This window comes from Paenibacillus tabacirhizosphaerae, from assembly GCF_040812395.1.
GTDB lineage: Bacteria > Bacillota > Bacilli > Paenibacillales > NBRC-103111 > Paenibacillus_E.
In genome coordinates this window covers 340,792-358,097 of record NZ_JBFNXH010000003.1, presented here as the reverse complement: position 1 = coordinate 358,097, position 17,306 = coordinate 340,792, and the positions used below count along the sequence as shown (strand labels likewise).

Here is a 17,306-nt window from a genome sequence, read left to right as displayed (position 1 = left end):
CGGTTACGGAGGCTTTTGCATGAATTCTTATCGGATCCCAGAGATCGCCAAGCAGTACACAGAGTATGATATGATCCAAACTCATACGGAATTGCCCGACTTTCCTGAGTTAAGGACACGGCTACTCTTTGCTTTTTTGAACGGTAATACGAAGCTCAGCGCTTCAAGCGAGCTATACACATTAGCGACTTCACTTGTGCAACTAGCTCTCGATACGCACGAAATGGTGACGGCATCCAATGAGGTGAAGGAGAAGAAAGCAGCCCGTTCCAGGCAGTTGAAGGTGCTGGCTGGCGATTATTTCTCCTCTAGATTTTATCATTTGCTTTCACAAGCTGGGCAAATCGACATGATTAAGCAGTTGTCTAATGCCATTTGTGAAGTAAATCGTCTTAAGATCACGGTATATACGAAAATGAAGCAGTTGAAGCTGACGGCAGAAGATTACGTCCATCAAATGGTGGAGATAAAATCTCAGCTTTTTTTGTCTTTTTCGGAACTTATGGCAGACGTATACGATCAATCATGGCCGGACGTGCTTAAAAGCTATACCAAGTGCGAAGTGATTTTCGAAGAGATATTCCGCATTGAATCTACAGATGATTTTCGCGGAAGCTGGGGGTTTTGGCATATTCTGCAGCATGGCACAAAGGAAGAGCGCAAGCAGCTTCAAGCCGATGATACAGACAACTCCAAAATTCGTACATTGATACATAAATATAATGTTTCTTCCCAGCTGTATCAGATGCTCGATGCGCATATCAAGCAGCTTCAGGCGAAGGTCCATCAGCTCGATTCGGATAAGCTAATAAGTGAACTGTTTCACATTGGGGAACCGTTCCTTCGTTTCTCGGCGGCGAAACAGCCTAAAGTGCTTGAAGAAATTTGAGGTGAATACGACAGATGAACACGACAAAATCAAAGTCAAAAGAAGAATTCGTACATTCCGTATTTGAAAGCATTGCTCCGAAATATGATCTGATGAACAATATTTTGAGCTTCCGCGTGCAAAAAGCATGGCGCAAATTCACGATGCGAAAGATGAAAGTTCAACCAGGCTCTACGGCAATTGATATTTGCTGTGGGACCTGTGATTGGACGATTTCTTTAGCGCAAGCCAGCGGTAAGGGAAAAATGGTCGGCCTTGATTTCAGCCAAAATATGTTGGATTACGGTGCTGAAAAAATTAAAAAGCTCAACTTGGAAGAGCAGATCCAACTAATTCGCGGTAACGCGATGAGTCTTCCATTCGATGACAACACATTTGATTATGCAACAATTGGATTTGCTCTCCGCAATGTGCCAGATCTGGAGCAAGTCATCAGAGAAATGCAGCGTGTAGTAAAACCCGGGGGCTTGGTGGTGTCTCTAGAACTGTCACATCCAACATGGCAGCCGTTTAAATCCATTTATTATTTTTATTTCCAGCGTGTTCTGCCCTTCTTGGGCAAGCTTATTGTTAAAAGTTACGAGCAGTACAAATGGCTGCCGGAATCATTAATCCATTTTCCAGATCATAAACAGCTTGCCGCAATTTTCGCAAAACAGGGTTTGGAAGAAGTCCAAGCTTATCCGTTGACAGGTGGCATAGCGGCCTTGCACATCGGCACAAAAGGGAAAATGAAATCAGGAGTGTAATCAGGTTATGTTTACTAAAATAAAAATATTTCTGGAAATGATCAAGTTTGAACACAGTGTATTTGCTCTGCCATTTGCCTTTATGGGGGCGATATTAGGTTCTGTTGTATTAAACGGGCATCTGCCCTCATGGATGCAAATTTTATGGGTTACCTTAGCAATGGTTGGTGCGAGGACAGCCGCGATGTCACTCAATCGCGTTATTGATAAAGCAATTGATAAGAAAAATCCAAGAACCGAGAACAGAGCGATTCCGGCGGGTTTGATTTCTAGTAAACAGGTATTTATTTACATCTTACTTTCATTTGCATTGCTGTTCTGGGCTACATCCAATTTAAGTTCGTTATCGATGAAATTGCTGCCAATCGCAGTATTTTTTCTTGTTTTTTATTCTTATACGAAAAGATTTACATGGGCTTGCCACTTTGTGCTTGGGCTAACACTTGGTCTTGCCCCACTTGGCGGTTGGATCGCGGTAACAGGACAATTTACATGGGCGTCCATCATTTTCTATTTGACAGTCGTATGCTGGAGCACGGGATTTGACCTCATCTATGCCTGTCAAGATGCTGATTTCGACCGCGAAGAAGGCTTGTATTCATTGCCAAGCCGTTTTGGCATTAAAGCAGCTTTAAACACAGCTCGTGTGCTTCATGCGCTTACGGCAGTTGGTTTGATTACCTTATTTTTCATGACGCATCTTAGTTGGTTTTATTTAATCGGACTCGTTATTGCTTACTTCCTTTTGTATAAAGAGCATCGTTTAGTCTCACCGAACGATTTGTCCAAATTGAACGCGGCTTTTTTCACGATGAATGGCGTGTTAAGCCTAGTTGTATTTGCCTTCACGCTGCTTGATGTTTTTGTGAGGCAGCATATATGAACGGCAATTGGGTAGTTGGCCTGACTGGGGCATCCGGAGCTATTTATGGGGTAAGACTTTGTCAAGTGCTTCTGGAACAAGGACTAGCCGTCCATCTAATCATTACAGAAGCAGGCTGGAGAGTTCTTCATGATGAGCTGGACTGGAACGTCAGCAGGCGCAAAGAAACACTGCAGGAGCAATTCGGCTGTTTTCGCGGAACCTACGAATACCATCCGATTGCGGATATCGGAGCATCCGTGGCAAGCGGATCTTTTCGCACGAAAGGAATGGTCGTCATTCCTTGCTCGATGGGAACCTTGTCGGGTATTGCCCACGGTTCCTCGGATAATTTGCTCGAGCGGACGGCGGACGTTATGCTCAAAGAAGGAAGAAAATTAATATTGGTACCAAGGGAAACGCCATTACATGCTATACATTTAGAAAATATGCTCACCTTATCGAAGATGGGTGTACGTATGCTCCCAGCGATGCCTGCATTTTATAATCGACCGGGATCCATTGAAGAGATGGTTGATTTCTTGGTGGGCAAAGTGCTGGACAGCATGGAGATTGAGCATTCCTTGTACCGAAGATGGGGAGAGAACATTGAACATCCAAGACCCTAAAATTCGTATCGGCAGAATTAATTACACCAACGTTTGGCCAATTTATTACTACTTTCCAGAATTGCTCAACAATGATGACATAGAGATTATTGAACAGGTGCCTACCTCACTCAACCGTGCGATGGCAGAGGGCAGAATTGATATGGGTCCAATTTCATCATTTGCTTACGGTGAATCTTTCGAACATTATTTGTTATATCCGGATTTATCCGTTAGCGCTTATGGAGAAGTTAATTCCATCTTGTTGTTCCATGAGAAACCGCTTAGGGAAATTGCGAATGGACGGATCACGCTGCCAACGACATCGGCAACCTCTGTTAATTTGCTCAAAATCATTTTAGAAAAATTTTACGCGGGTAAGCCCACATACGCGTATGCACAGCCGAATTTGGATGAAATGATGCAAAATGCGGATGGAGCTTTATTAATCGGAGATGATGCCATTAGGGAAAGTTGGCGGAATCGCAAGTATATGATTACAGATCTTGGGCAAGAATGGGCGAAATGGACCGGACAATGGATGTCATTCGCTGTATGGGCGATTCGGAAGTCAACGGTTGAGCAGCATGCGGATTTAGTTGGACAAGTGTTCGATGCATTCTTGAAAAGCAAGTTCAAAGCTCATCAGCAGCCAGACGAGATGATTCAAGAAGCTCAAAGTAAGGTGGGCGGAACGGAATCGTATTGGAATCATTATTTTAATACGTTATGCTACGATTTTGGCCAGGAACAATGGGAAGGGCTTCAAACGTATTACAACTATTGCTATGAGCTAGGTTTCCTGCCTAAACCGGCTATTATCGGTATTTGGTCAGAGAAAGAAAAAGCCCGGGTGACAGAATGAAAAATTTAATGGATATTTATGCGCGAAAGAAAAAAGATATAGCAGCGATCGAAAAAGAGCTGGAAGAAAGTGTCTACACCGACCATGCGATGCTTCGGGAAACGTCGCTTCATTTGCTGAAGGCAGGCGGGAAGCGGATTCGTCCTGTTTTTGTGCTGCTATCAGGCGAGTTTGGCGATTACGAGCTGCAAACGATGAAACATGTTGCCGTACCGCTGGAATTAATCCATATGGCATCGCTCGTTCACGATGATGTCATTGACGATGCTGATACGAGAAGAGGACAGCTCACGGTTCGTTCCAAATGGGATAATCGGATTGCGATGTATACAGGCGATTATATATTTGCTAAGGCGCTTGGCGTCATTACACAAATTCATAAACCTGCCGTACATCAAATTATGTCCAAAGCAATTGTTGAAATGTCCATCGGAGAAATGGAGCAAATCCGCTTCTTTTTTAATGCTGATCAAACCGTTCGCGACTATTTGTTAAGAATTCGCAGAAAAACAGCGTTGCTGATTGCCATTTCTTGCCAACTTGGCGCGATGGCCGCAAATGCACCGGATTGGGTAAGCAGCAAGCTGTATTCATTCGGTTACAATGTTGGAATGAATTTCCAAATACGTGACGACATATTGGATCTGATCGGCACTGAGAAACAAATCGGCAAGCCGCCAGGCAGCGATGTGAAACAAGGCAATATTACCCTGCCAGTTCTGTTTGCGATGCAAAATCCATCTTTAAAACCGCTCATATTAGCGGAGCTTGATCGTATTCATAAGCTTGATGGACAAACGGATGTGAGCAGATTTCTTGATATCATTCGAAATAGTGGGGGTATCGCCAAAGCGGAAGCGCTTGCTGAGAAATATATTGATAAAGCTATTGCTTCACTGGATACGCTCTCGGATAAACAGGCCAAAAAAGATCTTATCGAAGTTGCGCATTTCATCGGAAATCGTTCTTATTAGTCAAAGTTCGATTTGAGAAATGCTCCCAATAAGAGTAAACTAGTTGTATACATATAGATTGTGTTTAAAATTTCAGAACCTCTAAGGTAGATTTTTTAAACGACTTTATTAGGGGAGGCGGCCCATACATGGAAAAGACATTCTTGATGGTAAAACCAGATGGCGTGCAACGCGGACTAATTGGAGAGATCGTCAAACGTTTTGAGCAAAAAGGTTTCCAATTGATTGGAAGCAAGCTGATGGTCATTACAAGAGAGCAAGCGGAGTTTCACTACGAGGAACATAAGGGCAAAGACTTTTTCGAAAGACTAGTAACCTTTATAACATCCGGACCTGTTTTTGCTATGGTATGGCAGGGGGAACAAGTGATTCCTTTATCCCGAACGATGATCGGCAAAACGAGTTCGCTTGATGCTGCCCCTGGCACTATACGCGGGGATTATGCTGTACATACGAATCTGAATTTAATTCATGGCTCTGATTCGCCGGAAAGCGCAGAACGTGAGATCGGAAATTTCTTTCAACCTAATGAGCTTATCGCCTATAGCAAAGTAATTCAAGAGTGGATTTAGCACCCTACAGACTTAATCACAGTAAGGATTCGAAATAAAAGCCTGCAGTCCTTGGATTGCAGGCTTTTCTGCGGATTTTTACGAAATTTGTCGGTTTTTGCAGGAAGTGTACCTGTTGATACAGAAATACATTAAGTAAGCAAATGTTAAGGCGGGTGTGCAACATGGATGATCAAGATTTTTCTATGTTTATTAAAAAAGTAAAAGACTACACATCGATCGATCTTGCGCTTTATAAAGAAGCTCAAATGAAGCGCCGGCTTACGACGCTCCGGACAAAACGAGGGTTTGACACATTTGTCGCTTTTTTCGAAGCCATGATGAAAGATAAAGAGTTGTTCTACGAATTTCTGGATCGCATGACGATTAATGTGTCCGAATTTTGGCGCAACCCTAATCGTTGGGAGCTGGTTGAACAACGGTTTATACCAGAAATGATTCGCAAAAATCGTCGTTTAAAGGTTTGGAGCGCTGCTTGTTCTACCGGGGAAGAACCGTATACCTTAGCGATGATATTAGCGGAGCAAGGCGCTTTATCTGAGGCGCAATTGCACGCAACGGATATTGACGATGGCGCATTGGAAAAGGCGCGCAAAGGCATTTACTTGGACCGTTCGTTAAGGGATGTGCCCGAGAAATATGTTAAGAAATATTTCCGTCAGGATCAATTGATGTTTCATGTATCGGATGAACTTAAACGCTCAATTAAATTTCAAAAGCAGAACTTATTAGTTGATACCTTTGATACAGGTTTCGATCTGATTGTTTGTCGTAATGTCATCATTTATTTCACCGAGGAAGCGAAGCATGTACTGTATCAAAAGTTCTCAAAAGCCTTGAAACCGGGCGGCCTTTTATTTGTTGGCTCTACGGAACAAATTTTTTCTCCGGGACAGTATGACCTGGAACCTGCGGATACGTTCTTTTATCGTAAAAAGGGAGTATAACAATTTCCATATATTCCAATACTAAGATGTATGGAATAGATTAGCGTAGCAACGCTTAAGACAAAGCTCATCTATAGTAATGCTTAGCTAATGCTTACAATGCAAGTTTTCCAGAAGGAAAACTCTTTGGAGGGTACATATGGATAAGAGAAAAGTGATTACCGCTTACCGCAGGGGAATGATTACGATTCAAGAGTGCGCGCAAATATTGGGTGTGGATTCCTTGCAAATCATGGGGCTCGTGAATGATCCACAAATGGCCGAAATGCCAAGAATGGTTCATAAGCAGCCCATGCACGGTTAATTGGATTTGGGATAAAGAAGATGACACGCTTTTGCTTAGAGGACAATCCTCGCAAGCGAAGCGTGTTTTTGCTTTTCACATATAATCTTCACGTTTGGGCGATATGATCTGTTGCCAAACCTCAGTACCTATACTATAATGACAAAAGATAATCGCGCGTCAAAGCGCTAAAGTGTTTGTTTCTACATAACTATTAGATTTCCCGAAAACTAAAAACGAATACATACGAAGTCAGTCTGGCTTCGCAAAACTCATAGGGGGTATCGGATTGTGAGATATTTAACGGCAGGAGAAACGCACGGCCCACAGCTCACCGCAATAATTGAAGGGTTTCCAAGTAATGTAACCCTGAACTTCGAAGATTTGAATTTTCAATTACATAGACGTCAGAAAGGCTACGGCCGTGGACGTCGGATGCAAATTGAGCAAGATACGGCGAACATTGTTGGCGGCGTTCGACATGGCAAAACAACTGGAGCTCCAATTGCGCTAGTCGTAGTTAATAACGATTGGAAGCACTGGACAACCGTGATGGGGATTGAATCTGTTGAAGAGGATAACGAAGGCAAACGCCGTGTAAATCGCCCTCGTCCTGGACATGCTGACTTGAATGGCGGTCTTAAGTACAATCAGAAAGATTTGCGCAACATTTTGGAGCGCTCCAGTGCCCGGGAGACGACGATGCGCGTAGCAACAGGCGCGGTAGCACGCCAATTTTTGGCTGAGTTTGGCATTAAAGTAGCTGGACAAGTCATCCGCATCGGTGATGTAGAAGCGCAGCGTCAAGAGCTTCCTCTTGCTGAGCTTATTCGTATCACGGAAGAGTCTCCGGTACGTGTGGTTGATAAAGAAGCTGAAGCGAAAATGATCGCTGCTATCGATGCTGCCAAAGACGATGGAGATACCCTGGGCGGTATCGTGGAAGTAATCATTGAAGGCGTTCCAGTGGGTCTTGGAAGCCACGTGCAATGGGATCGTAAGCTTGATGGTAAAATCGCCCAAGCCGTTCTTTCTATTCAAGCGTTCAAAGGCGTTGAGTTTGGTATCGGCTTTGAAGCGGCTGAACGCAGAGGCTCGAATGTGCACGACGAAATCCTGTACACAGAAGAGGGCGGTTTCCGCCGCAGAACGAACCGTGCAGGCGGTTTCGAAGGCGGCATGACGACAGGCGAGCAGATCATCGTCCGTGGCGTAATGAAACCTATTTCAACGCTTTACAAACCGCTGCAAAGCGTTGATATCGATACGAAGGAAGTATTCACCGCTCAGGTTGAGCGTTCCGATACGTGTGCAGTTCCCGCAGCCGGCGTTATTATGGAAAACGTCATTGCTTGGGAAGTGGCGAATGCATTCTTGGATAAATTCGGCGGCGATTCGATCGAAGAAATCCGTGCGAATTTGAACAATTTCTTAGCGCAAGTGGAGAGCTATTAAGATGAGAGAGCTAACCGTCGATTTGGGAGAAAGGTCTTATCCGATTTACATTGGCCAAGGCATTCTTGACAATATCGCTGTTCTCTTTGATCAGCACAAGCTGAGCCGTAAGTCGCCGATGCTCGTTATCACCGATGACCAGGTGGCTCCGCTTCACCTGGAGCGCGTCATGACGCTGCTGGAGCAGGGCGGCTTCGCCGCCACGGCCTGCGTCGTGCCCGCAGGCGAACCGTCCAAATCCCTCGCGCAGCTTGAGGGAATCGTATCCACCGCCCTCCAGGCGGGCCTTGATCGCAGCTCTGCGATCATTGCCCTTGGAGGCGGCGTGGTCGGCGATCTCGCCGGCTTCGCGGCGGCGAGTTTCATGCGCGGGATCCGCTTCGTGCAGATCCCGACGACGATTCTTGCCCACGACAGCTCGGTCGGCGGCAAGGTGGCGGTGAACCATCCGATGGCGAAGAACATCATCGGCGCGTTCCATCAGCCGGAGCTTGTTCTGTTCGACATCGACACGCTGTTGACGTTGCCGCCTCGCCAGGTGAAGGCAGGCTTGTCCGAAGTGATCAAGCATGGCTTGATCTGGGATGCTTCGTTTACACAGTGGTGCGACGACAATGCACATAAACTGCTTGCGCTTGATCCTGAAGCGTTGAGCTATGCCTTATATATTGGTTGTAAAGTGAAGTCCATCGTGGTCTCGCAGGATGAGCGGGAAAATGATCTCCGTGCAATTCTGAACCTTGGTCATACGATTGGTCACGCGCTAGAAGCGGTCGCAGGCTACGGAGAACTGTTGCACGGCGAAGCCATCGCGATCGGCATGGTCGGTGCGGCGAAGCTTGCACAGCAGTTTGGATACGCTGAGAACATCCATACGATAACGCGAAACTTATTCCTGAAATACGGACTGCCTGTTAGCATTCCGGCACATTTGGATACGGAGAGCATCCTAAGCGCTATGATGCATGATAAGAAGTTCAAAGAAGGAACGATGGTTTATGTCATTCCGACGGAAATCGGCAAAGTTGAAATTCGTAAGGATGTTACGGTGGCCCAAGTACGCCAAATCGTGGAACTTTTAAAAGGGGAGAGCTAGTCTATGTTCGTAAGGGGAATTCGCGGAGCAACGACGGTTGTGCACAACGAAGAGCAAGAGATTTTGTCGGCAACAAGTGAACTGTTGCAGGCTATTGTGGATGCCAACGATTTTCGGCCGGAAGAGATTTGCTCGGTTTTCATTACAGTAACTGGGGATATCACTGCTACGTTCCCGGCACGGGCCATTCGCTCTATGATCGGTTGGGAATTGGTGCCTCTCATGTGTTCTTTGGAAGTGCCAGTGGAAAATTCCTTGCCTAAATGCATCCGTTTGATGGTTCAAGTCAATACGAACAAAAGTCAATCCGAAATTAATCATATTTATTTGAAAGAAGCGAAAGCGCTTCGACCGGATATTGTTAAATTGACAAATTCCTAAGGTAAGTTGTATAGTGATTGTAGATGAGTAAGCAGTTAGTAGAGCAGAGTTTAGTCGAGTAGAGCAGAGTTCAGATGAGCTGAGAATAAGCACAACGTGTTTGGATTGGTAACAAGAGATGGAACGTCTCCTCAGGTAGGATACGTTTGCTTGACCATACGAACCTTGTCTTCTTTTTCATATCATGTGCTATTTTCTACAAAACTAAAGTCAAACCTCTACCTCGGTAGAGGTTTTTTTATTCGATAGGATCAGTCAGATATCGCATGCAGAAGAAGGAATAGGGCAGTGGGTGCCTTTAGCCATAGGAGCTCACAAGCCGAGAGGGGATGTTGTCCATGTATACACCTGAAATTCAAGAAGTTATCCGTCTTGCCAAAGATCATAATTTAGTTCCAGTTGTTCGTCATTTGTTGGCGGATACCGAGACACCGATACGCGTATTTCAACACCTCTACCAAGAAAAGAGAGCTTTTTTACTGGAAAGCGTGGAAGGGGGCGTCAAATGGGCGCGATATTCCTTTATCGGCAGTGACCCGTTCCTAATGATTCAAGCGAAACACGGAAAGACGGAGGTCCAAACTCAAACGGATACGACGGTGATGGAGGAAAAGCCCATTGAGGTACTGAAAGCTTATCTTCGTTCCTACTCCAGCCCACAACTTGCTGATTTGCCTCGATTTACGGGTGGAGCTGTTGGTTTTTTCGGATACGATCTTCTGCAATATTATGAGAAATTGCCAGCACATCAAATTGACGATCTGCAAATGAACGACATTCAGTTCATGTTCTGCGATCAGGTCATCGTATTCGACCATTTCAAGCAGCAAATCAAAGTCATTGCGAATGTCCATGTGCCGCCTTTTGCGACAGATGCGGATATTGTCAAAGCGTATCATGCTACTTGCGAGAAAATCGATGCGACGATTGAGAAAATCAAACGTCCGCTAGGCGTGGATATTATGACGCACAATCCAATCGTGTCCGAGCCAGCGCTAGGTGAAATTCGTTCGAATATTACGAAAGAGAAATATATGGAGAATGTAGCTAAAGCCAAAGAATACATTCGGGCAGGCGATATTTTCCAAGTTGTTCTCTCGCAACGGTTCGAAATTGAAACAAATGTTTCGCCTCTGCATGTGTATCGCGTCTTGCGTACCATGAATCCTTCCCCATATATGTATGTGCTCAAAATGGATGATGAAATCATTGTCGGCACTTCACCGGAGCTTTTGGTAAGGGTGGAAGAGGAGAAGGTAGAGACAAGACCGATAGCGGGAACAAGGCCGCGCGGAAAAACACCGGAAGAGGATGCAGCTTTCGAGAAAGAACTGCTTGCCGACGAGAAAGAGCGTGCCGAGCATCTCATGCTCGTTGATTTAGGCCGAAACGATATCGGGCGTGTATCTGAATTCGGCAGTGTCAAATGCGATACCTTTATGGATGTTGAACGCTATTCACACGTGATGCACATCGTTTCGAATGTGTCAGGGAAAATTGCCAAGAACAAGGATTTCTTCGACGCTTTCCTCTCTTGCATGCCAGCTGGTACAGTGTCCGGCGCACCTAAGCTGAGAGCCATGGAAATCATTGCAGAGCTTGAGCCGGAATCTCGTGGCGCCTATGCGGGAGCAATTGGTTACTTAGGTTTTTCAGGAAACCTCGATTCTTGTATTACAATTCGAACGATTATATTCAAAAATGGCAAAGCATACGTCCAAGCGGGGGCCGGAATTGTATGGGATTCGGTGCCGGAGAGCGAGTATCAAGAAACGGTTAATAAGGCAACAGCTCTTTTGAAATCCATTCGTATGGCTGAGGCGATGTTCAGCCCTGAACCAAGACCTGTGAGCGATATTAATAAAGATTATTATGTAAACTCTTAAGGGACTTAGGTTTACTTCAATTACTTTTATAAGGAAAGCTCGAAGGAGGCAAATTGGGAATGAGTCAACACATATTGGTTCAGCAAGCGATTGGGAAAGTTATAAGTGGCGGGCATTTGACTCGTGAAGAAGCTAGGAGCGTGATGTCGGAAATCATGGATGGCGGCGCTACGCCAGCACAGATCGGCAGCCTGTTAACGGCACTGCGAATCAAAGGAGAGACGCTGGAAGAAATAACAGGTTTCGCGGAAACCATGCGGAATAAAGCTGTACAGGTTAACGTCCAGCAGGCAAATCTGCTTGATACTTGCGGTACAGGAGGCGATGGCGCGGAGACGTTCAATATCTCGACAACTTCGGCAATCGTCGCGGCGGCGGGCGGGATTCGTGTTGCGAAGCACGGCAATCGCGCGATGTCGAGCAAGAGCGGCAGCGCTGATGTGCTTGAAGCGCTTGGCGTTAACATCACACTTAGCGGTCAGCAAGCGGCAGCGTGTTTGGATAAAGTGGGCATTTGCTTCATGTTCGCTCAAACTCACCATCAATCTATGAAGCATGTGGCGGCTCCTCGCCGTGAGCTTGGCATTCGGACAGTCTTCAACTTGCTGGGACCGTTAACGAATCCAGCTGGCGCTGACCGCCAAGTGCTGGGCGTATTCGATATCACTAAAACAGAGCTGATTGCACAGGCGCTGCAAGCGTTAGGTTTAAAACGCGCTTTGGTCGTTGCGAGCGAAGATGGGCTGGATGAATTCAGTATTTCAGCTCCAACCAAAGTGACGGAGTTAAAGGTGGATACGATTTCGACCTATATGGTTACACCGGATGATCTGGGCTTGAGAGCTCATAGCATCAAGGATGTTGCTGGCGGGGATGCCGTTATGAACGCTGAACTGATCCGTCACATTTTCGCAGGGGAAAAAGGACCTCGCCGGGATATCGTACTGGCCAATGCAGCGGCCTGCTTCTATGTAACCGGGCAAGTGGGAACCCTTCAACAGGGTGTCAAGCTTGCCGCAGATGTGATTGATTCAGGGCAAGCTGAGCAAAAATTGAACGAACTAATCCAATTTACAGGAGAATTCAGCCATGTTTCTTGATAAAATCGTAGCCACTAAACTCGTTGAAGTAGAAGCGATGAGCAGTTTTTCTATAAAAGATGCTGAGAAGCGCATTGCAGAACTTCCACCCTGTCTGGGCTTCCAGCAAGCGCTAACTACACGGAAAAATCGTGCCATGGGACTCATCGCTGAGGTGAAGAAGGCATCTCCTTCCAAAGGTTTGATACGTGAGGATTTTGATCCGGTGAGTCTGGCGAAGTCTTATGAGCGTGCAGGGGCTGATTGTATATCGGTGCTTACTGATGTGCAGTATTTCCAAGGCAGCAACGACTATTTGAGCACTGTGCGTAAAGAGGTGAATATTCCTTTGTTACGCAAAGATTTTACAATTGATGTGAAGCAAATCTATGAGGCTCGCCTAATTGGTGCGGATGCTATTTTACTTATTGCCGCAATTCTGACAACAGAGCAAATGAAGCAGTATCTTGCTTTGGCCGGCGATCTCGGGCTAGATGCACTTGTTGAGGTTCATGATCGTGAGGAACTGGAAAGAGCGCTTGAACTGGATACTCAATTAATCGGCATCAATAACCGTAATTTGAAGACGTTTGTAACTGATTTGCGAACTACGGAGGAGCTTATTCAGTACATTCCTTCTGGGAAAACGGTCGTAAGCGAGAGCGGCATTTCTTCCGCGCAAGATATGGCTTACTTACAGCAAGTCGGCTCTCAGGCTGTTTTGATTGGCGAACATTTCATGCGTCAGCCAAGCGTAGAGAAGGCCGTGGATGATCTAATGGGAGCACGAAGCTAGGTATCTAAGTTGCTCTGGAAAGAGGCGGATTACATGAGTGTACAGACGGTTCCAACGGTAAAAATTTGTGGACTTCAAAGCGTTGAAGTGTTAAAATCAATCGTGCATTTGCCGATAGCTCATATCGGTTTTGTTTTTGCCCCCAGCAAGCGTCAGCTCACTCCGGAAAAGGCTGGAGAACTGATCGCTTTTTTGAAATCCGAAGCTGCAAATGGAGTCCCTATTCCCTTGACCGTAGGGGTATTCGTGAATCCGAGCGAAGAAGAATTAGAACGGACACTCGCGTCAGCTCCACTTGACGTGGTTCAGCTTCATAGCAAGGAAACTCCTGCTTTTTGCCAATGGGTGCGTCAGCATTTTGGCGTGAAAGTGTTTAAGTCCGTGTCTATTTCCAAATCGGATGACAACGTACCTTCAGCTGAAGCAGTTGCTGCGCAGCTAGATCCATTTATAGGAACGGTGGATGCCATTCTACTGGATACATATGACCCTGTGTACGGGGGCGGTTCCGGTAAAACTTTCGCATGGGATTGCATCCCTGTTTATCAGGAGTGGGCGCGTCATGCGGGTGTTGGGCTGCTCGTAGCGGGTGGGCTTCAGCCTGAGAATGTGGATCAATTGGTAGAAGTATATAGTCCCGATGGTGTAGATGTTTCCAGCGGTGTTGAAACTGATGGTGTAAAAGATATAGCCAAAATTACTTTATTCGTGGAAAGGGTGACCCGGAAGTGACGCAAGTACCTGACCAGCACGGCAGATTTGGCAAGTTTGGCGGTAGATATGTACCGGAAACACTGATGAACGCGTTAATCGAGCTTGAAGAAGCTTATGAAAAATATAAGGACGATCCCGAATTTATTGCGGAAGTTCGCTATTTGCAAAAGCAATACTCTGGTCGGCCAACGCCTTTATATTATGCGGAACGATTGACGGAGAAACTTGGCGGCGCCAAAATTTATTTGAAGCGTGAAGATTTAAACCATACAGGCGCGCACAAAATTAACAATACGATCGGACAAGCGGTGCTCGCCAAGCGCATGGGCAAGAAGAAAGTAATTGCCGAGACCGGTGCAGGACAGCACGGTGTTGCTTCAGCAACAGTAGCAGCTTTGCTGGGCTTTGAATGCAAGGTGTTCATGGGGGAAGAAGATACGAAGCGGCAAGCGCTTAATGTATTCCGGATGAAACTGCTAGGATCAGAAGTGATTCCGGTCACATCGGGCACACGTACGTTGAAAGATGCTTGTAACGAAACGCTTCGTTACTGGGTAAGCCATGTAGAGGATACGTATTATATCCTTGGTTCTGTGACAGGCCCGCATCCTTATCCTATGATGGTGCGCGATTTCCAACGCGTCATCGGAGACGAGTCTCGTGAACAGATTTTGGAAGCGGAGGGCAGGCTGCCTGATGCGGTCGTCGCCTGTGTGGGCGGCGGCAGCAACGCAATGGGTATTTTTTACCCGTTCGTCCAAGATACGAGTGTGAAGCTGATCGGTGTTGAAGCCGCAGGCCGAGGCGTCGATACGGAAGAGCATGCTGCAACGATGACGAAAGGTACACCTGGCGTGTTCCAAGGCTCGATGAGCTATCTGTTGCAAGATGAGTATGGACAAGTGCAGCCTGCGCATTCGATTTCCGCGGGACTGGATTACCCAGGCATCGGGCCAGAGCATTCGTATTTAAAAGATATCGAGCGCGCGAAGTATGTTCCGATTACCGATCAGGAAGCGTTGGATGCTCTTCAGCTTCTAAGCCGCACAGAGGGCATTATCCCTGCTCTGGAGAGCGCGCATGCGATTGCTGAGACTGTAAAGCTTGCTCCGACGATGTCGAAAGATCAAATTATCGTGGTTAGCCTCTCCGGGCGCGGCGATAAAGACGTAGATGCTATTATGGACTATTTGGGCATAGGGAGGGATTAGGCGATGAACCGTATCGATCAACGATTTGCTGAGCTGAAAGAACGTGGAGAAACGGCGCTGATTCCTTTCTTGACGATTGGCGACCCTTCCTTGGAAGCATCGTTAGCACTTATTTTGGAGATGGAACGCGCAGGCGCCGATCTCATTGAGCTGGGCGTACCCTATTCGGATCCACTTGCAGATGGTCCAGTCATCCAGCGCTCTTCCGAGCGTGCGCTGCAGCATCGCATATCGATCTTCGATGTGATTAGCGTTGCCAGTCAAGCTCGCAGCAGAGGCTCGAAACTGCCTTTTATATTATTTACTTACTACAATCCAGTTCTGCAGATTGGTCTTGAACGAATTTTTAAACATATGCAGGAGAATGAAATCAGCGGGATTATCATTCCCGATCTGCCCCTTGAGGAAGACAGTGAGACTAGAGAGATCGCCGAGCGCTATAGCGTCCATCTGATTCCACTTGTCGCGCCTACTTCGAATGAGCGTGTGAAACGGATTGCCGCAGGCGCCAAAGGCTTTGTATACTGCGTATCATCGCTCGGCGTTACAGGAGTGCGTTCTGAATTTTTCGGAGGGATCGACGAATTCTTGGCTACGGTGAGAGAAGCGGCTAAGGTGCCAATTGTAGTCGGCTTTGGCATTTCCAATCGCGAACAGGTGCAGCGGTTTGAAAGTTTGTGCGACGGTGTCGTTGTTGGCAGTGCAATCGTTCGTCAGATTGAAGATTCGCTGCATCACTTGCAAGCAGATAGCTCCCATCCGGAAGGGCTCTTGCAAATTCGCAACTTTGTGGGACAATTAAAAGGATCAAACATTTAGTGATGAGGTGACCTGCATGCAACCCAAACAAAGCATTGTCCACTTGCCTGTCTATCAGCCAGGTAAGCCTATTGAAGAAGTAAAACGTGAATTGGGTTTGAAAGAAGTGATCAAGCTCGCATCCAATGAGAACCCGTTCGGCAGTTCGCCAAAGGTTAAAGAAGCTATTGAAGCTGAATTAGCGAATATCAGCTTGTATCCGGATGGAGGGGCTGTACAATTAACGGATGCTGTAGCTGAGTATCTTGGAGTGGCTACCAACCAAATTATTTTCGGCGCAGGTTCGGATGAAGTTATTCTGATGCTTGCTAGAGCATTCCTCGTTCCAGGCGACGAAACGGTGATGGCTTCACACACTTTCCCACAGTACAAACATAACTGCGAGATTGAGGGCGCCGTATCCATAGAGGTTCCTCTGAAAGACGGAACTCACGATCTCGATGGAATGCTTGCTGCAATTACGGAACGTACCAAAATCGTCTGGATTTGCAACCCGAACAATCCTACCGGGACAATGAATACAGACGCTGAAATCAAAGCATTTTTAGCGAAGGTACCGGCGCATGTGCTTGTTGTTTTGGATGAAGCCTATTGTGAATATAATACGACTGGTGAATTCCCTGATAGTATTGAATTGATCGGGCAATACCGCAATGTGATTTCACTCCGTACGTTTTCCAAAATTTATGGATTGGCTTCATTGCGAATTGGATATGGCGTAGGGCATCCAGATGTTATTCGTTCCATTAACCAAGTGCGTGAACCGTTCAATACAACACGTTTTGCACAGGCTGCAGCTCTTGCTGCGATAAAAGATCAAGCATTTATCGATAGCTGCCGCGAAGCGAATACAGCGGGTCTGCAATATGTCATGGAGCAGTTTGACAAGTTGGGCCTGCAAGCTTACCCAGCTCACGGAAACTTTGTCATGGTCAATGTAGGACGCCCCGCAGGCGCTGTATTCGATGGATTGCTGCGACAAGGTATTATCGTTCGCGGCGGTCACCAACTTGATTTCCCTACTTCCATTCGTGTTACGATTGGCAGCCGCGAACAGAATGAAAAGTTTATTGCCGCACTGACGAAAGTGCTCGCAGAAGTTGCTGTCCAAGCCTAATCC

Annotated in this window: 19 protein-coding genes; all 19 read left to right on the top strand. The window is 46.3% G+C overall.

The features are described from left to right. The first annotated feature begins 19 nt into the window (after window positions 1-19). The 19 genes from ABRS97_RS07390 (at window position 20) to hisC (ending at window position 17,303) form a co-directional block, all read left to right on the top strand. Window positions 20-889 (top strand): heptaprenyl diphosphate synthase component 1, encoded by an 870-nt coding sequence (locus ABRS97_RS07390; RefSeq protein WP_367812490.1) that lies wholly within the window; start codon window positions 20-22, stop codon window positions 887-889. Window positions 890-903: 14 nt separating this feature from the next. Continuing rightward, window positions 904-1,638, top strand: a complete 735-nt coding sequence (locus ABRS97_RS07385) for a demethylmenaquinone methyltransferase (RefSeq protein ID WP_367812488.1) — start codon at window positions 904-906, stop codon at window positions 1,636-1,638. 7 nt (window positions 1,639-1,645) lie between these two features. Beyond that, window positions 1,646-2,521: a UbiA-like polyprenyltransferase gene (locus tag ABRS97_RS07380; protein ID WP_367812486.1), complete on the top strand. Its 876-nt coding sequence runs from the start codon at window positions 1,646-1,648 to the stop codon at window positions 2,519-2,521. Next, entirely contained in the window at window positions 2,518-3,129 is a 612-nt protein-coding gene (locus tag ABRS97_RS07375; protein ID WP_367812484.1) for a UbiX family flavin prenyltransferase, read from the top strand. Before ABRS97_RS07380 ends, ABRS97_RS07375 begins: the two co-directional genes overlap by 4 nt. Beyond that, a complete protein-coding gene (locus ABRS97_RS07370; protein ID WP_367812482.1) occupies window positions 3,110-3,973 on the top strand; it encodes a menaquinone biosynthetic enzyme MqnA/MqnD family protein in 864 nt (287 codons plus the stop codon). Before ABRS97_RS07375 ends, ABRS97_RS07370 begins: the two co-directional genes overlap by 20 nt. Continuing rightward, window positions 3,970-4,947, top strand: a complete 978-nt coding sequence (hepT, locus tag ABRS97_RS07365) for a heptaprenyl diphosphate synthase component II (protein WP_367812480.1) — start codon at window positions 3,970-3,972, stop codon at window positions 4,945-4,947. The genes ABRS97_RS07370 and hepT overlap by 4 nt, the downstream gene beginning before the upstream one ends. A 128-nt stretch (window positions 4,948-5,075) precedes the next feature. After that, window positions 5,076-5,519, top strand: coding sequence for a nucleoside-diphosphate kinase (gene ndk, locus ABRS97_RS07360; protein WP_367812478.1), 444 nt, complete (start codon window positions 5,076-5,078; stop codon window positions 5,517-5,519). Window positions 5,520-5,683: 164 nt separating this feature from the next. Beyond that, a complete protein-coding gene (locus tag ABRS97_RS07355; RefSeq protein WP_367812476.1) occupies window positions 5,684-6,466 on the top strand; it encodes a CheR family methyltransferase in 783 nt (260 codons plus the stop codon). 139 nt (window positions 6,467-6,605) lie between these two features. Continuing rightward, window positions 6,606-6,770, top strand: coding sequence for a hypothetical protein (locus ABRS97_RS07350; RefSeq protein WP_367812474.1), 165 nt, complete (start codon window positions 6,606-6,608; stop codon window positions 6,768-6,770). 270 nt (window positions 6,771-7,040) lie between these two features. Beyond that, on the top strand, window positions 7,041-8,204 hold the full coding sequence (gene aroC, locus ABRS97_RS07345) for a chorismate synthase (protein ID WP_367812472.1): 1,164 nt from the start codon (window positions 7,041-7,043) through the stop codon (window positions 8,202-8,204). A gap of 1 nt (window position 8,205) precedes the next feature. Then, window positions 8,206-9,300, top strand: a complete 1,095-nt coding sequence (gene aroB / locus ABRS97_RS07340) for a 3-dehydroquinate synthase (protein ID WP_367812469.1) — start codon at window positions 8,206-8,208, stop codon at window positions 9,298-9,300. A 3-nt stretch (window positions 9,301-9,303) separates the two neighbouring features. After that, complete coding sequence (aroH, locus tag ABRS97_RS07335; protein ID WP_367812467.1) at window positions 9,304-9,681, top strand: chorismate mutase; 378 nt, start codon at window positions 9,304-9,306, stop codon at window positions 9,679-9,681. Window positions 9,682-10,019: 338 nt separating this feature from the next. Next, entirely contained in the window at window positions 10,020-11,567 is a 1,548-nt protein-coding gene (gene trpE, locus ABRS97_RS07330; protein WP_367812465.1) for an anthranilate synthase component I, read from the top strand. A gap of 59 nt (window positions 11,568-11,626) precedes the next feature. Continuing rightward, on the top strand, window positions 11,627-12,667 hold the full coding sequence (trpD, locus tag ABRS97_RS07325) for an anthranilate phosphoribosyltransferase (RefSeq protein WP_367812463.1): 1,041 nt from the start codon (window positions 11,627-11,629) through the stop codon (window positions 12,665-12,667). Further along, window positions 12,657-13,442 carry an indole-3-glycerol phosphate synthase TrpC gene (gene trpC, locus ABRS97_RS07320; RefSeq protein ID WP_367812461.1) on the top strand — a complete coding sequence of 262 codons (786 nt, stop codon included), beginning with the start codon at window positions 12,657-12,659 and terminating at the stop codon, window positions 13,440-13,442. Before trpD ends, trpC begins: the two co-directional genes overlap by 11 nt. Before the next feature lie 33 nt (window positions 13,443-13,475). Further along, window positions 13,476-14,174: a phosphoribosylanthranilate isomerase gene (locus tag ABRS97_RS07315; RefSeq protein WP_367812459.1), complete on the top strand. Its 699-nt coding sequence runs from the start codon at window positions 13,476-13,478 to the stop codon at window positions 14,172-14,174. After that, window positions 14,171-15,367 (top strand): tryptophan synthase subunit beta, encoded by a 1,197-nt coding sequence (gene trpB, locus ABRS97_RS07310; protein WP_367812457.1) that lies wholly within the window; start codon window positions 14,171-14,173, stop codon window positions 15,365-15,367. The genes ABRS97_RS07315 and trpB overlap by 4 nt, the downstream gene beginning before the upstream one ends. Window positions 15,368-15,370: 3 nt before the next feature. Beyond that, complete coding sequence (gene trpA, locus ABRS97_RS07305; protein WP_367812455.1) at window positions 15,371-16,186, top strand: tryptophan synthase subunit alpha; 816 nt, start codon at window positions 15,371-15,373, stop codon at window positions 16,184-16,186. Between the two features lie 16 nt (window positions 16,187-16,202). Continuing rightward, window positions 16,203-17,303: a histidinol-phosphate transaminase gene (hisC, locus tag ABRS97_RS07300; RefSeq protein WP_367812454.1), complete on the top strand. Its 1,101-nt coding sequence runs from the start codon at window positions 16,203-16,205 to the stop codon at window positions 17,301-17,303. Window positions 17,304-17,306 lie beyond the last annotated feature (3 nt).

What these genes read in the sequence shown, in the direction of transcription:
- ABRS97_RS07315 (WP_367812459.1), top strand. Translation starts at nt 13,476, where the DNA reads ATGAGTGTACAGACGGTTCCAACGGTAAAAATTTGTGGACTTCAAAGC.
- trpE (WP_367812465.1), top strand. Translation starts at nt 10,020, where the DNA reads ATGTATACACCTGAAATTCAAGAAGTTATCCGTCTTGCCAAAGATCAT.
- hisC (WP_367812454.1), top strand. Translation starts at nt 16,203, where the DNA reads ATGCAACCCAAACAAAGCATTGTCCACTTGCCTGTCTATCAGCCAGGT.
- trpD (WP_367812463.1), top strand. Translation starts at nt 11,627, where the DNA reads ATGAGTCAACACATATTGGTTCAGCAAGCGATTGGGAAAGTTATAAGT.
- trpC (WP_367812461.1), top strand. Translation starts at nt 12,657, where the DNA reads ATGTTTCTTGATAAAATCGTAGCCACTAAACTCGTTGAAGTAGAAGCG.
- ABRS97_RS07375 (WP_367812484.1), top strand. Translation starts at nt 2,518, where the DNA reads ATGAACGGCAATTGGGTAGTTGGCCTGACTGGGGCATCCGGAGCTATT.
- aroH (WP_367812467.1), top strand. Translation starts at nt 9,304, where the DNA reads ATGTTCGTAAGGGGAATTCGCGGAGCAACGACGGTTGTGCACAACGAA.
- aroB (WP_367812469.1), top strand. Translation starts at nt 8,206, where the DNA reads ATGAGAGAGCTAACCGTCGATTTGGGAGAAAGGTCTTATCCGATTTAC.
- hepT (WP_367812480.1), top strand. Translation starts at nt 3,970, where the DNA reads ATGAAAAATTTAATGGATATTTATGCGCGAAAGAAAAAAGATATAGCA.
- ABRS97_RS07380 (WP_367812486.1), top strand. Translation starts at nt 1,646, where the DNA reads ATGTTTACTAAAATAAAAATATTTCTGGAAATGATCAAGTTTGAACAC.
- ndk (WP_367812478.1), top strand. Translation starts at nt 5,076, where the DNA reads ATGGAAAAGACATTCTTGATGGTAAAACCAGATGGCGTGCAACGCGGA.
- ABRS97_RS07350 (WP_367812474.1), top strand. Translation starts at nt 6,606, where the DNA reads ATGGATAAGAGAAAAGTGATTACCGCTTACCGCAGGGGAATGATTACG.
- ABRS97_RS07355 (WP_367812476.1), top strand. Translation starts at nt 5,684, where the DNA reads ATGGATGATCAAGATTTTTCTATGTTTATTAAAAAAGTAAAAGACTAC.
- trpA (WP_367812455.1), top strand. Translation starts at nt 15,371, where the DNA reads ATGAACCGTATCGATCAACGATTTGCTGAGCTGAAAGAACGTGGAGAA.
- ABRS97_RS07385 (WP_367812488.1), top strand. Translation starts at nt 904, where the DNA reads ATGAACACGACAAAATCAAAGTCAAAAGAAGAATTCGTACATTCCGTA.
- ABRS97_RS07390 (WP_367812490.1), top strand. Translation starts at nt 20, where the DNA reads ATGAATTCTTATCGGATCCCAGAGATCGCCAAGCAGTACACAGAGTAT.